Genomic DNA, 14,734 nt, shown 5'->3' with positions numbered 1-14,734 from the left:
GGTACGTTCCCTGTCGAACCCACGAGGCATCGTCAGTATATAGAAATCCCTCACCAAATGATGTTACGAAAGCATCCAACCCCGGCCGTGGCTACGAGCGTAGAGAGATTCCCAGTTGTCGGCTTCATCCCACCCGTAAACGGGTGGGCTTTCGCCTCGCTATCGCTGTAACATGTGCTTGGCGGAGTGCGAACTTGTATCTCAGTGGCTCTGGCGGACACGTCTTGACTTGAGCCGACAACGGGAAACTGTATCAACAAACTTTTAGTATTATGAATGAATTTATGTCCATGGATCGGCGAACGGTGCTTACCAGTGGTAGTATGATAACTGTCTCGGTCTTTGTAGGATGTCTCGATGATGATAGAAGTGGGCAAAAAACAAACGTGAATAAGAGTACGAGTAATAATTCTAGTAGTGAGAACGGAGCACAATCGAACGACCACTGTCAGGATAGTATTGATGCGGTTGTCATCGAAAATAAAGAGGCAATTCAAACAGATTCAGCAGTTGAGTTCGACAGTGAAAACATAAGTAGTAAAGATATTATTCAAAGAGCAATCGAAGACGCACTTGATGGAGAGGATGGTTTAGGAAGTGTTTCTGGACTATGTGACCTGGAAAGAGAAGAAATTGATACGGAACTAGCAACTTTCCCTCAATATTCGCTACCTAATGAATCAAATGGAGGTACTGGAGTATATTTCCAGTTTCAGGGAGAGTTGGTTTGGGTAACAACTGAAGAAAACGATTAACCTTCTTATATTTTATTGTACCTGTAATACAGCACTTATTCACATAGTTTATTAATATGTGAACTATAATATTAAGTCGAAGTATAAATAGATCCAACATACTTCGAACGGGAAGTCGACGAAGGTTCCTCAAACTACTCTCTGGAGTTGGTGTATCATCCAGTGCGCTGCAGTTTATGTCCAGAGATACACTAGCAGAAGTTACTGACAATCCAGAAAAGGAAGTTCCCATTCTACACGCGCTAAGGCGGACTCGCGATTCAGACGGTGAATTAAGCGATGAACGAGAAGCAGTATACAGAACGGTCGATATTGATCGTTGGGGAAAGATCCAGGCAGCATACGATGCTGCAGACCGGCTCGAAGAGCAGATTAATAGATCGATGTCAACTGACGCTGTTCAAATATCAGTCACAACTGATACAGACGGACACCACGAAAAGAATATAATTCAAGCCGATTACGTCGCTAAAAGGGAAAGGCAAGAAGGCAATAATAAACAAGTTCAAACCACTGATTCTGATGCCCAATTCAAAACACTACAAGAAAATACACCAAGTGAAGTTATGGGGGAATTTGAGTCAAGTTCTGTATCGTATAATCAATCATTTGATGTGGAATTCAATAAGATCGAAAAATCGACTGACCCGTTAAAAAGTACTGAAAGTAATACATATTATGATTACGAATATCGGCCACTTGTTGGTGGTGCATGCTTTGGAGATTCGGAGGACGGTTACTGCACATTAGGGGCTACAGTGACGGATGATAGTACCGATGAACAAATGATGGTTACAGCAGGACACTGCTTAGAAGATTCTGAAAATTCGTATCAGCCACACGATAAAGATAAAAAAATCGGCGGACCAGACCCATCAAGAGTTGTTGATGAGTACGGCTTTGATGCGGGTGTGATCGACACATCTGGAGTAGAACATAAATCTGACCTCGCTAGTGACGGAGGTGAAGATAGTTACAAAGGCTACAACATTGTTGGGACTTTAATGGAGGACACATTAAAGGACTACGAAGATAGAGGAACATCGATTGAAAAGCAAGGTGGAACCACTGGTACCGTCGAAGGTCCAGTTACCCATGTTGGAGAAAATACTGACTATCTACAAATACATGCTGACCGTGATGGGGGTGACTCAGGCGGTCCCTACTTTGAATACGTTGGTCATATAGACATTTTGCTCGCTGGAATTCATCGAGGACCGGGTGAAACAGACGGGCACTCAGAAGGTACAAAGATGCACGCGATTGAGGATCGATTCGAGGTTAGTGCCTATTAGCGAATACCACCTAATATAATTTATAAGTAGGAATTCCGATGACGTAGGCATCTACGGTGACAATGTGACGATGGTTGATACCGCGGCCGACGACGACGATCGGTGAGTGGGCCACTTCGCATGGTCGTCGCCGATACGAGTGCGCTGGTTGGTCTTACGGTTTCCCGAGCCGACAGATCCGTTGATACGGACATCCTCGATACGTTCCACTGAGTCAACCCGATGCGTCCGCGAAAGGGATCGAACCACGCGTCAACGAGATTTGGGACGAGTTCGGCATTGAACGCAAGTACGAGTCGACCGACGGTCAGCGAGGTGCGACCAATGCCAAGTGACGACGAATCCGTCGAGTGAAAGTACTGCGAGACGACACTGTCCGGGGACGACCCCACGTACCACGTCCTCTACGGTCGTTTCGAACACGCCAACAAAGCGTGGTCTCGGACAAACTCGTTGCCGGACCACGCGAAGAGATCGAGTCCGGAGCAGATGAACGCTACTACTGTCTCGACTGCTACAAGAAGCACCACGACCGCACAAAGGGCGCACATTTTGAGTTCAAAAACGCCGACGAACTGTGGCGGATTTTCGAGGCTGCCGACGGTCGCCTCGTCGCTGACACCTATCCGCTGACGGTCGGCAGTCGCCAATGAGTCCGTATCGTTGACGGCACGATCAAAGCGCGCCACTCGGTGTGCGTCTAGGGTAGCGAAGACGACGATTGGGAAATTGGGTTCGACATCGTGCTCGAGAAGTCGATCAGCGGCCAACTGCCAAGCGCGCTCGGCGAGTTCGGGATTAGCGGCTTCGTACTGGACTGAAAACTCGGTCAGTGCGACGGCGATGAGGAGATCGTCACGACGTTGAGTATCGGTTGAAGACATCACCGCTCTTGGCCGCGGTATCGTACTTCACAACCTCGGAGGATGGAAACGATGCATGCCGTCTGTTTATCGCAGTTCGGTATGAAATATAGTAACCATTAGAACTTTCCGCCTGTAGATTGCTGCATCTAATGGATCATCTTGATGAGATCTCCGTCGAAGAACTTCACGACGCACTCGACAACGTCGAAGGAAGGAAGCCGACACAACGGCTTTTAGCGGCGGTTGCGTACAAAAACGGCGTTACGCAGACCGAACTAGCCGAGTGGCATAACACCGGCCGGCGAACAATCTACAGTTGGCTCAAGCGACTCGACACTGACGGGTCGCTTGAGCAGGCCGTTACTGATGCTCATCGATCCGGAAGAAAGCGAAAACTCTCAGAAAAAGAGCAGCAAGAGTTCGAAGAAACAGTCCACGAATCACCTGAAGAAGTTGGGGTAGACGCGCCGGCGTGGACGCCGGCGCTCGTCCAGGAGTATCTCGACGAGACCTACGATGTCGAGTACTCAATCCCAAGCTGCCGGCGGTTGCTCAAAGAAGCGGGATTGAGCTATCAAAAAACACGACGTACAGCCGCCGAATCAGATGCTGAGGAACAAGAAACGTTCCGCGAGGAACTCAAAAAAAACGGCAGGAAATGGATGCCACAGTAGTCTGTATCGATCAAACTAAGAAATCCGTCCAAGTTGAGCCGCATGCCGCGTGGTTTCCGCGCGGCACGCGACCGTCTGTTGAATTGTCCGGACAACGCGACTGGACGTGTCTCTTAGGCGCGATCACCGAGGACGGTGATCGCTTTTTCTCTCGGTTTGAAGAGTACGTTACCGCCGATCATGCAAAACATTTCATTCTCGCATTATGCCAAGAGTTCGAAGATGACTTAATTATTGTGTTGGACGGAGCGCCGTATTTCCGGGCGTCGGCCGTCACGGACCTAGCGGCCCGTGACGACCTCGCTTTCGTAACATTGCCGGCGTATTCACCAGAGCTAAACCCGGTCGAAGAGTGCTGGAGACAACTCCAAGCGGCACTTAGCAATCGCTTCTTTGACTCACTCAACGAGCTCACAACAGCGATTGATACAGCTATTGATCAACTCTCGCTCCCAAAGGTGAGCAATTATTTCTAACGCCTACTATAGTAACACCCGAGCGGTTCGAAAAGCCGATCCCTACGGCCTCCGCCGATTTCTTCCGTTCTCGAGTCGATCTCGAAACCCGGATGTCACTCTCGCGGGTCGAAGGCAGGAATTGCAGAAGGCGGTGGCAGCTTAGGCGATCAGCTTCTCTTCGCCTTTCTCGACGACGACGCGACACGGCGGCGAGATCTTGTTGTAAGCACGCCGAAGCGCCTCCTTGGCGAAGTCGGCGTCATCGACGTCACACCAGATGGTGAAGATGCGCTCGCCGGCGTCGATGCGGGCAGCGGTGCCGACGATCTTCCCGAACGCCTGACGCATCCCGTCGGAGACACGGTCTGCTCCGGCACCCGTCGCCTGCTTGTTCTCCCGGATGACGTGGTGGGGGAACTTGCGCAGGATCATCTTGTAGTTGCCTTCGCCGGCGTTTTTCAGCATGTGGCGGTTGGCCGACAGGCGCGACGCCTCGAGCGATCCGTGACGGATCTGGACCTCTTCCTCGGTGACGAGGCTGATCTGGATCGGATAGTCCTCCGAATCGGCGCTGATGTCGCCCATCTTGTGCTGTGCGATCTTCGAGCCCGGGATGCCGGTGATGTATTCGCGGCGCGTGTAGGCCGGCTTGCTGATCTCCCGGTACATTGAGGCGGGTTTGTCGGACATGGTTGTGGTTACTTACGAAAACCGAGGCCTACCGTTCGGATAAAGGCTTCGAAGCACGCGCTGGAGCCACGGATTTCGAAACGGCCCGCTTTCGCCGGCGTACACGGTCCAGTGCCGAAAACCGGTCGCCACACCGCGACGCCGATCGATCGGACCGACGACTCGAGGGAGGAGACAGGCTCGAGACGGCTTCCGAAACGGCGGGTGAAAGGCGGACCCGCCGTATCGCCAGCGTGTTTAAGGAGCTTCCACGGGAAGTATCCCGTATGATGAGGAGTTTCCGGATCGGGACCCTGTTCGGGATCCCGATCAAACTCGATCTCACGTTCTTGTTGGTCCTCCCGTTTTTCGCGTATCTCATCGGGGTCCAGATCGAATCCGTCATCCAGATCCTCAACACGAGCATGGACGCCGGGATCGACATCGGCGCGCTTACCGCCGAGTGGTGGTACCCGTACATCGTCGGACTGGTCGCGGCGATCGGGCTCTTCGTCGGGGTCGTCCTCCACGAACTCGGACACTCGTTGACGGCCCAGCGGTACGGGTTCCCCATCGACTCGATCACGCTCTGGCTGTTCGGGGGCATCGCGGCGCTGTCGGAGATGCCCGAGGACTGGAAACAGGAGTTTACGATCGCCATCGCGGGACCGATCGTCTCCGTACTCGTCGGCGTCGCTTCGTATGCCCTCTTCGTCGTGACCCCCGAATCGTTCAGCAGCGCACGGTTCGTCTTCGGCTATCTCGCGGTACTGAACATCGTCCTCGCGGCCTTCAACATGCTTCCGGCGTTCCCGATGGACGGCGGGCGCGTGCTCCGGGCGTTTCTCGCCCGCAGCAAGCCGTACGCGAAAGCCACACAGCAGGCCGCAAGCGTCGGCAAACTGTTCGCGCTCCTCATGGGCCTGTTCGCGCTGATCCCGCCGTTTAACGTCTTGATTCTGGGCGTGGCCTTTTTCGTCTACATCGCCGCCTCGAGCGAGGCCCAGCAGGTGACGATGAAAGCGGCCTTTCAGGACGTCACCGTCAGCGACATCATGACGCCCGTAGCCGACCTCCACACCGTCGATCCGGAGACGTCGATCGCGGATCTGATCCACCGGATGTTCACCGAACGTCACACGGGGTATCCAGTCGTCGAGCGCGATTCGGTCGCCGGCGAACGACTCGTCGGCCTCGTGACGCTCTCCGACGCCAGAGAGATCGATCCGGTCGAACGCGACGCGTTCACGGTCGAAGACGTGATGACGACCGATCTGAAGACCATCTCGCCGGACTCCGACGCGATGACCGCGATCGAGCAGATGCGAGAGGACGATATCGGTCGCTTGCTCGTCGTCGACGACGACGATCTCGTGGGCCTGATCTCGCGGACGGATCTGATGACGGCGTTCGATATCGTCCAGAAAAGCGGCGGTGCGGTCGATCTCGCCGGCCAGCCTCGAACCGCGGACTGATCGCTAGACGACGGTCGCGCGAACCCGGCAATAACGGCCGTCTCGGGTGCCGATACCAACATTCTTAACCGCAACCGGTGCCGATCCTTCGGCGATGCCACCGGCCATCGAGACCGTCGATCTCGTGAAGGAGTACGGCGACTTGCGTGCGCTGCAGGAACTCTCGTTGACCGTCGAGGAGGGCGAGTTCTTCGGCTTGCTCGGTCCCAACGGGGCGGGCAAGACGACGTTTATCAACACGTTGGTCGGTCTCGTCCGCAAGACCGGCGGTGAGGCCCGCGTCTTCGGCTACGACGTCGAGGACGACTACCGGCAGGCCCGCGACGCGATCGGACTCGCGCCACAGGAGTTCAACGTCGATCGGTTCTTTCCGATCAGAGAGGTTCTAATACACAAGGCCGGCTACCACGGGATCCCGGAAGCCGAAGCCGCCGAACGAGCCGACGAGGTGCTCAAACGCGTCGGTATCTACGACAAACGCGACGAGCGCTTCGACTGGCTCTCCGGCGGAATGAAACGGCGGCTGTTGCTCGCTCGAGCGCTCGTGACCGATCCCGACCTGCTCATTCTGGACGAGCCGACGGCGGGCGTCGACGTCCAACTGCGCCACGATCTCTGGGAACTCGTCACCGAACTCAACGAGGAAGGGACGACGGTTCTGCTGACGACTCACTACATCGAGGAGGCCGAACGCCTCTGTGACCGGGTTGCAATCATGAACGAGGGACGGAAGGTGACCGTCGCGACGCCGGACGAACTCAAAACGCGCGGCACCGATACGATCGCGGTGCGCCTCGAGTCGTCGCCGTCGGCAGCCCCCGATCTCGAGGCGGCCGACTACGCCCACGAGACGACGCTTGCCGGCGACCGACTCGAGGTGCGCGTCGACGACGGCGGATCGACCGCGCCGCAGTTGCTGAACGATCTGGAAGCGAAGGGGTACGAGGTCGCCGACCTCGAGATTTCGCGGACGTCGCTCGAGGAGATCTTCGTCGATCTGACGCGAAGCGAGGACCGAACGGTGACGCGGTCGTCGGCCTCGAACGACGAACGGGTCGCGCCGGCCGACGACCGCGAGACCGAGCGCGAACAGGAGGGGATCGTCTGATGTCGTCGCACGGCTTCGACGCGTTGTGCCGACAGCCGACGACCGACGATCCAGTCAGCGGTGATCACGCATGAGCGTTGCCAGTACACAGCTCAAATCGCTCATCCGGCGGGAGGTACTGCGGTACGTCAGACGGCCGTACAACACCTTCCTGCCCCCGTTGATTACGAACGTCCTGTACTTCTCCGTGTTCGGAGTTATCCTCGGAAGCCGGATCGGCGCGATCGGCGACGTAACGTACATTCAGTTCGTCTTGCCCGGGCTGGTCGTACTGGGTGCCATCTCGAACGCCTTCGAAAACTCCTCGTTCAGCATCTTCCATGGACGGTGGAACGAGTACATTCACGAAGTCGTGACGGCACCGTTGTCACACAGCTACACTGTCGCCGGGTACGTGATATCGAGCGCGCTCCGGGGGTTGATCATCGGGGCGTTGATCATCGGCGTCGGCTTTCTCTTCACGTCGATTCCGTTCGCTCACCCGCTGTACCTGATCGGGTTCGGGCTCGTGACCACGACCCTGTTTGCCGGGCTTGGAGTAATCGGCGGGCTGTTCGCGGAGGATTTCGACCATCTGACGGTCATGAACCAGTTCCTTCTTCGACCACTGGTGTTCTTCGGTGGAGTGTTCTACTCGCTAGAGCAACTCGACGGACTGGCCTACACCGTATCGTTGCTTAATCCGATGGTCTATATGGTCAACGGCGTCCGGTACGGAATGTTAGGGGTCACGGAGATCGATCCGAACGTCTCCCTGCTCGTCCTGACAGCCGCAACCGTGGTCGTTCTCGGGATCGATCTGTTGCTGTTCAAGCGTGGCGTTGGAATCAGCGACTGACCACGCTCGCGATTTTCGACGGGCTGTGCTCGGTTTCAGGCGGCAGGAAGTCGTCATCGTCGCCACCGTCAGACGGCCGTTCGTGTCGATCGGAAGCAAATCTACCCGGACCCGTCGGGACGGCTCTCTCGAGGGACTCAAACCGGAGCTGCGGACGACCGGTTCCGGTACTGTTTATTTTGCGGGGATTCTCCGTACGGTATGGACGACTCGACCTGTGGGAACTGCGGCGCTGCGCTCGATCCGGCGGCGAACTACTGTGCCGAGTGTGGCGTCAGCGTCCACGACACGACGAGCGAGTACGGGGACCCGACCGAACGGAGGACTGCCGATCCGGGGACGAGCGACGAGCGGACGTTCGCGGCCATAACACACCTCCTCGCGGCGATAACGTGGGTCATCGGTCCGCTGGTCGTTCTCGTGGCTACCGACGATGCGTTCGTCGAGGAAAACGCGCGGAACGCGTTGAACTGGCAGATCGCGTATACGGCGTACATCATCATCTCGATGGTGCTCGTCCTGGTCGTCTTCGGGATCGTCCTCCTCGCGATCCTGCCGCTTGTCAACTTCGCCCTCTGTGTCGTCGCCGCGGTGAAGGCCAACGACGGCGAGGCGTGGGAGTACCCGCTGACGCCGCGGTTCGTCTAACTGCCGTTTTGGACCGACGAGTCGCCGTCGTAGTCGGCGACGCGAACGAGTTGTTTGCCGATATTTTCGCCCTCGAAGAGTCCGAGGAACGCGTCGGGTGCGTTCTCGAAGCCGTCGACGACGTGCTCGCGGTAGTGGAGTTCGTCCGCGCGGATGAACCGCGAGAGGCGCTCGAGCGCTTCGCCCCATCGGTCCTCGTAGTCACTGACGAGGAACCCTTCGACGCGAGCGCGGGTTTCGATGAGCGTGGCGAGTTTCCGGGGTCCGGTCGGAACCTCGGTCGCGTTGTACAGCGAGATCTGGCCGCAGACGGCGACCCGGGAGTGGTCGTTCAACAGCGGCCAGACGGCGTCCGTGATGGGGCCGCCGACGTTGTCGAAGTAGACGTCGACGCCGTCGGGACAGGCCGCGGCCATCGCGTCACCGAGGTCGTCGGTTTCCGTGTAGTTGACCGCGGCGTCGAACCCGAGTTCGTCGGTGAGCCACGCGGTTTTCTCGTCGCTGCCGGCGGTGCCGACGACCCGCGCGCCGTTGAGTCGGGCGAGTTGCCCGACGACGGAGCCGACCGCGCCCGCGGCGGCGGAGACGACCACCGTATCGCCGGGCGTGGGGTCGCCGATATCGTGCAGTCCCCAGTAGGCCGTCACGCCGGGCATCCCGAGGACCCCGAGCGCCGTCGAGATCGGTCCGAGATCCGGATCGACCGTGCGGAGTTCGTCCGCGTCCGCGACGGCGTGTTCGGCCCACAGGAGTTCGCCGGTCACGACGTCTCCCGGCTCGAACTCGTCGGCGTTGGACTCGAGGACTTCGCCGACGACCCCTGCCTTCATCGGTTCGCCGACCGCCCACGGCTCGGCGTAGGATTCGGCGTCCCGCATCCGGCCTCGCATGTACGGATCGACGGACTGGTAAACGGTCTTGACGAGGACCTCACCCGGCCCCGGTTCGGGGCGCTCGACGGTAACGAGGTCGAAGTTCTCGTGAGTCGGTTCGCCGACGGGACGGCTTTCGAGTCGCCATTGTCTGGTCTCAGCCATACGATAACATGACAGCGGCGACAAGTGAAGATTGGCTTCCCGGAACCGACCGGCGGTCGCCCGCTCCCGCGACCGCTGGCGCGTCGCTCATCGGCGAGAGTGTCCGGCTCGAAGCTTTTTGCCCGTCGTTCGCGTACGGTCGCTATGGCGACCGATCGCGATATCCTCGAGCGGTTACTCGCGGGCAACCAGCGCCACGTCGAGGCGCTGCCCGAGGATTACTTCGCGGACGTCCAGGAGAGCCAGCATCCGAACGTCGTCGCGATCTGCTGTTCCGACTCGCGGGTCGCACACGAGGGAATGTGGGGCATCGAACGGCCGGGTGCCGTCTTCACGCCGAGCAACATCGGGAACCAGATCTGGGACGAAGACGACGGCGAGCGGGTCGTCGACGGCGGGATCCTCTATCCGATTCACCACACCGGCACCGACGTCGTCACCGTCGTCGGCCACACCGGCTGTGGCGCCATCACCGCGGCCTATCGGGTCGCGATCGGCGAGGAGCCGCCGGGCCCGAAGGGGGTCGACAAGTGGATCGATCAGCTCGTCCCGGTCGTCGAGGAGGCCCTCGAGAGCGGGCTCGTCGATATCGACGCCGACGACGAACGGACGATCAACGAACTCGTCGAGTACAACGTCGGCTATCAGGCGCGCTCGCTGTGCGAGGCCGACGATGTCCCGAACGACATCGACGTCTACGGCTTCGTCTACGACTTCCAGGGCGTCTACGGCGACGAACCCGGGCGCGCGTACCTCGTCTCCGTCGACGGGGAAACCGACACGGCGGCGATCGACGACCTGATTCCGGACGAATACGAGGCGGCGAGAAAGAGCCTGCTGTACGACGACGTCGAAGCGACCGGCTGATTCGGGGTACGGACGGTCCGGCCGACCGACGCGACGGCAGCGAGCCGTCAGTCGTCGTCCGCCGTCCGTGCGGTCGGCGTCGCGGACTCGGTCGTCTCGGTCTCGACCTCGGCTTCCCACTCGAGGTCGCCCGCGTAGCGAAGCGTCGCGTTGTCCTGCTCGGGATCGACGACCGTCAGATCGCCGATCCAGCCGTTGTCGAGCAGCCGCCTGACCGCGTCGTGCTCGCGGAGGATCTCGGTCACGCGCTCGACCGGCGCGTGGATCACGGCCGTCAGCCGCAGCGGCTGATGGTACGGCCGGTCGTCCTCGAGCTTGAGCGACTGGAGCGGCAGGCCGGTCATCAGGTCGCCGCCGTTGCCCTGGACGACGCCGACGTTGCCGACCGGGTTCTGCGTGATCTTCGATCCGCTGCCGTAGACGGCGTTGTCGACGGTCGCGAAGTAGTACTGGTTGTTGATCCACTGGGTGACGACCAGCGGTCCCGTCATGATCCCCTCGAGGGCGTCGCCGTCCGGATCGGTCGTCCAGTCGTAGGAGTGCAGGAACGCGCGGCCGTCGAGGCTCCGGTCGTCGGTCAGTTCCCGCGGTCCGATGACGAACGAGGCGTTGCCGGCCAGCCCCCATTCGGGGCGGGTCTCCGCCCAGTCGGCGGCCTTGCGTTCGACTTCGCTGACCGCGTTCTCGAGGTCAGCGTCCGCCGCGTCGTCGCCGGCCGCCGACGCGGTGCGTTCGGCCGCGGCACCGATCCGGGCCGCCTCGAGGTCCTCACGTAACTGCGCTACGTCCTCGGAGTGGCTCTCGGGCACCTCGCCGTCGAAGAGGGTGATCTCGTCGGTCGTCGTGTTGTGTTCGCCGGCGAGGAAGACGGTGTCCGTCGGAATCTCGAAGCCGCGCTCGCGGAGGGCGGCTTTGACGGCGTCATCGTTACAGATCTCCGCGAGCACGCGGGCGTTGGGGCCACCGGGGTTCCCGGCGCAGGCCCCACAGTCGAGACTCGAGCCGAAGGGGTTGTTCGTCGTCTCGCTCGCGTGGCCCGTGAAGACGACCAGCCGGGCGAACTCCGTCCAGCCCATGAGTTCGAAGGCAGTCCGGGCGTACTCGACTTTCTCCTCGAGGCTCATCCCCTGTGGAAGGTCGGAGTCGCCGTGTGCGTGATCGTCGTACTCGTCGGAGTCGACGGCGGGGGAACAGACCTCGTGGCTGCTCGGCACGCGCTCGTCGACGGCGTCGCCGAGTTTGGCGATCGCCGAGGGCGACAGCGTCCGCGCGGCCATCGCCGAGCCGTAGGCGGTGCCGGCACCCTCGACGAACGTGAAGGCGGCGACGACGTTGGTCTTGAGCGTCTCGAAGTGTTCGCGGGCCGCGGTCACCAGCCCGTGCCAGCGGTCGTGGGCGGTCGCGGGGTCCGTTCCGTTCCGGGCGTTCGCGCCGTCAACGCCGTTCGTCGCGCCCGTTTCGGGCCGCTCGACGATGCGGTGTTCCGGCTCGACGATCGGCGGACAGGCGTCGGCCTCGGCGTGGGAATCGTACCCGCGGTACCGCATCGGGACGCCGAAAAAGCCTGCGTATCCGTGCGTCTCGTATGGCCCCTGGGATTCGATGTGACGGCGGATCACCTCCGAGCGCGTGTCGATACAGAACACGAGCTGGGCGGCCGGCCGGCCGTCGTCGCCCGCGTTCGACGGGTCCGTGACGGTGTCGTCGATCCGCTCGAGCAGGCGATCGCGGTAACTCTTCTCCCAGGCGGTCAGCCAGATCTCGGGGAGGGGAACCCCGTCGTCGGCGGCGTTGGAGACGCGGCCGTCGCTCGGGCCGTCGGGATCGATCGGCGCGTCCAGCAGGTCGGCCAGCGTCAGCCGCACCGCCAGATACTCCGCCAGCGTGATCGGGTACGCTTCCTGCCACGGGTCGGCGTCGTCGTCGACCCGCTGTTTGACGAACCCGCTCCAGCCCGGCAGCGCGGCGAGGTGGTGCTCGAGGATGTCCACCCAGCGTCCCTCGGGGTGGTCGCTCAACACCGCCTCGAGCGCCGCCGTCGCCGTCTCGGGGAGGTCGGCGGGATCGTCGCAGTCCGGCACGTCGCCGTCGTGGGGCGCGACCGCCCGCCAGGCGGCGTAGAACCCCGCCTCGCGGTTCGGCATCGGCCACGCCGCCTCGCCCGCGTCGAGGAAGGCGGCGAGCCACTTGGTCAGCACGCGATCGACTGCGTCCGTCGCGGCGTCGGTCTCGGTCGCGTTGCGTTCGGCCTCGGCCAACTCCTCGAGCAGCGTTTCGGGTCCCCGGTCGATCCCGTGGGCCTCGAGTTCGGCATCCAGAACGTCGGGATCGATCCGGCCGTCCTCCCAGGCCCGACGGAAGACCGAGGGCCGGGGGTAGCCGCGGCCGCCGAACAGTCGCCGACCCTCCGCGACGGCCCGGTGGAACGGTTCGTCCTCGAACCCCGAGAGCGGGTTTGCCGTGACGAACGAGTGCAGCGGCCAGACCGAGCCGATGCGGTCGGCCGCGCGATCGATACTCTCCTCGATGCGGCGCTGATCGTCGGGTGACTCAGACATCCTTGTACTCCTCCTTGTCGGTAAGCATGGTCGTCGGATCGGGTTGAGAGAGGTTCAAAAGCGAAACGTAGAGACGCACGCTCGAGCGGTGCCAGCCGAACTCGGCGGCGAGATAGGCACCGGCGAACGCGGCGACGACGAGGGCGTGGGCGATCGTCATCTCCGTCGAGACGTGGGTCATCGGAACGCCCGAGAGCATCGTCGAGACGGCGTTGAACGCGACGGCGTAGCCGCCGATGGCGGTCAGCACGACGAGCGGAACGCTGACGAACCTGACCGCCGTCGGCAGCGTCGACCGCCGAAGGATATCCCGCGCCGCGGTCAGCGTGGTCAACACGACCACGAGCGTCAGAACGGTTCCACCGTTCAGCGCGAGGCTCGTCGCCTTGCCGGTGAGGACGCCGAACAGTACACCGCCGCCGACGGCCGTCGCCAGGCTGACGGCAACCCCCGAAACGCCCAGACGGGTTCGCTCGGCGGCCTCGGGGACCGTCCCCTCGACGACGGCTCCCGACGACAGGAAGAGATACGCCTTGTAGAAGCCGTGTAAGACGAGGTGTGCGATCGCGGCGGCGAAAAAGCCGAGACCACACTGCAGTATCATAAACCCCATCTGGGCCATCGTCGAGCAGCCGAGCTCCCGCTTGACGTTCGGCTGGACGAGGATCATCGCCTGGCCGAGCAGGGCGCTGACCGCCCCGATGACGACGATGCTCGACATCACGGTGAGGTCGGCGGCGACGACCGGCGCGAACCGCGTCAGCAGGACCCCGCCCGCGTTGACGAACCCGGCGTGCATCAGCGCCGACGCCGGCGTCGGTGCCGTCATCGACGACAGCAGCCACTCGTGGAACGGGAACAGCGCCGACTGAATGATCGCCGCGAGGACGAGGCCGCCGGCGGCGACGAGGACGACCGTCCGCGAAACGCCCTCGAGACCGTCGAAGATACCGGTGATGGTCGTCGACCCGGTCGCCCAGGACAGGACGACAAGCGAGCCAGCAAGCAACGCGGTGCTGGCGAGGAAAGAGCGGCGAGCGAGGGCCGCGGCGGCCCGGGCCTGGTCCCAGCCGCGGACGTGCCCGATGAGCGCGGCCATGAGCAGTCCCATCGCCAGCCACGCGGCGACGAACAGCGCGACGTGATTCGCCGCGGCCAGCGTCATGACGGCGAGGGTGAAACCGAGGACCCGGTAGTAGAAGCGATCGATGTCGCTGTCGCCCGCCATGTAGCGGCGGGAGTAGCTGTGGACGATCCCGCTAAAGAACGACACCACGGCCCACATCACCGTCGTCAGGCCGTCGATCCGGAGGACGCCCGCGAACGCCCACTCGGTGCCGGATCGGGCCGCAAGCGCGAGAACGCCGACGCTACAGAGGAAAAGCGCCCAGACGATCCGGGTCGCCGCTCGAGCGACGAGCGAGGTCGGCGGCGTCGGTTCGGAGAGTTGTGCGACATCGTCGTCGGATGTTGGTTTACCGCTCAT

Annotated in this window: 13 protein-coding genes; 8 read left to right on the top strand and 5 right to left on the bottom strand. The window is 61.0% G+C overall.

Annotation, left to right across the window (positions count from 1 at the left end; all coding sequences use genetic code 11):
• The first annotated feature begins 290 nt into the window (after positions 1-290).
• Together TX80_RS18935 and TX80_RS18930 are read left to right on the top strand one after the other, a co-directional pair.
• On the top strand, positions 291-755 hold the full coding sequence (locus TX80_RS18935) for a hypothetical protein (RefSeq protein ID WP_154658596.1): 465 nt from the start codon (positions 291-293) through the stop codon (positions 753-755).
• 176 nt (positions 756-931) lie between these two features.
• Entirely contained in the window at positions 932-2,050 is a 1,119-nt protein-coding gene (locus tag TX80_RS18930; protein ID WP_154658595.1) for a hypothetical protein, read from the top strand.
• 404 nt (positions 2,051-2,454) lie between these two features.
• On the opposite strand, the gene TX80_RS18540 is transcribed toward TX80_RS18930, so the two are convergent.
• On the bottom strand, positions 2,455-2,934 hold the full coding sequence (locus TX80_RS18540) for a hypothetical protein (protein ID WP_081661480.1): 480 nt from the start codon (positions 2,932-2,934) through the stop codon (positions 2,455-2,457).
• A gap of 131 nt (positions 2,935-3,065) precedes the next feature.
• Here TX80_RS18540 and TX80_RS18535 point away from each other — a divergent pair.
• A protein-coding gene (locus TX80_RS18535; protein ID WP_154658594.1) for an IS630 family transposase occupies positions 3,066-4,066 on the top strand; the annotation gives its coding sequence in 2 pieces (ribosomal slippage) (positions 3,066-3,558 and positions 3,558-4,066; 1,002 coding nt in all).
• Positions 4,067-4,207: 141 nt separating this feature from the next.
• Here the strand turns inward: TX80_RS18535 and TX80_RS06400 are convergent.
• Complete coding sequence (locus TX80_RS06400) at positions 4,208-4,738, bottom strand: 50S ribosomal protein L16 (protein WP_049922308.1); 531 nt, start codon at positions 4,736-4,738, stop codon at positions 4,208-4,210.
• Positions 4,739-5,004: 266 nt separating this feature from the next.
• Between TX80_RS06400 and TX80_RS06395 the strand changes: the two genes are divergently transcribed.
• From TX80_RS06395 to TX80_RS06380, 4 genes are all read left to right on the top strand, one after another.
• Positions 5,005-6,192, top strand: a complete 1,188-nt coding sequence (locus tag TX80_RS06395; RefSeq protein ID WP_049923171.1) for a CBS domain-containing protein — start codon at positions 5,005-5,007, stop codon at positions 6,190-6,192.
• Between the two features lie 94 nt (positions 6,193-6,286).
• Positions 6,287-7,300: an ABC transporter ATP-binding protein gene (locus TX80_RS06390; RefSeq protein ID WP_049922307.1), complete on the top strand. Its 1,014-nt coding sequence runs from the start codon at positions 6,287-6,289 to the stop codon at positions 7,298-7,300.
• Positions 7,301-7,370: 70 nt separating this feature from the next.
• Positions 7,371-8,138: an ABC transporter permease gene (locus TX80_RS06385; protein ID WP_049922306.1), complete on the top strand. Its 768-nt coding sequence runs from the start codon at positions 7,371-7,373 to the stop codon at positions 8,136-8,138.
• A gap of 201 nt (positions 8,139-8,339) precedes the next feature.
• Entirely contained in the window at positions 8,340-8,786 is a 447-nt protein-coding gene (locus TX80_RS06380) for a DUF4870 domain-containing protein (RefSeq protein ID WP_049922305.1), read from the top strand.
• Here the strand turns inward: TX80_RS06380 and TX80_RS06375 are convergent.
• Positions 8,783-9,823, bottom strand: coding sequence for an NADP-dependent oxidoreductase (locus TX80_RS06375; RefSeq protein WP_049922304.1), 1,041 nt, complete (start codon positions 9,821-9,823; stop codon positions 8,783-8,785). The two genes, TX80_RS06380 and TX80_RS06375, sit on opposite strands and share 4 nt — an antisense overlap.
• A 144-nt stretch (positions 9,824-9,967) precedes the next feature.
• On the opposite strand from TX80_RS06375, the gene TX80_RS06370 reads away from it, so the two are divergent.
• Positions 9,968-10,690: a carbonic anhydrase gene (locus TX80_RS06370; protein ID WP_049922303.1), complete on the top strand. Its 723-nt coding sequence runs from the start codon at positions 9,968-9,970 to the stop codon at positions 10,688-10,690.
• A 47-nt stretch (positions 10,691-10,737) separates the two neighbouring features.
• Here TX80_RS06370 and TX80_RS06365 read toward each other — a convergent pair whose 3' ends face one another.
• Positions 10,738-13,248: a DUF2309 domain-containing protein gene (locus tag TX80_RS06365; RefSeq protein ID WP_049922302.1), complete on the bottom strand. Its 2,511-nt coding sequence runs from the start codon at positions 13,246-13,248 to the stop codon at positions 10,738-10,740.
• Positions 13,241-14,734 (bottom strand): proton-conducting transporter transmembrane domain-containing protein, encoded by a 1,494-nt coding sequence (locus tag TX80_RS06360; protein WP_049922301.1) that lies wholly within the window; start codon positions 14,732-14,734, stop codon positions 13,241-13,243. Before TX80_RS06360 ends, TX80_RS06365 begins: the two co-directional genes overlap by 8 nt.

Origin of the sequence: Halopiger djelfimassiliensis, from assembly GCF_000455365.1 — an archaeon.
Classification (GTDB): Archaea; Halobacteriota; Halobacteria; order Halobacteriales; family Natrialbaceae; genus Halopiger_B; species Halopiger_B djelfimassiliensis.
The sequence above is the reverse complement of the archived record's forward strand: the minus strand, read 5'-3'. Positions and strand labels throughout refer to the sequence as shown.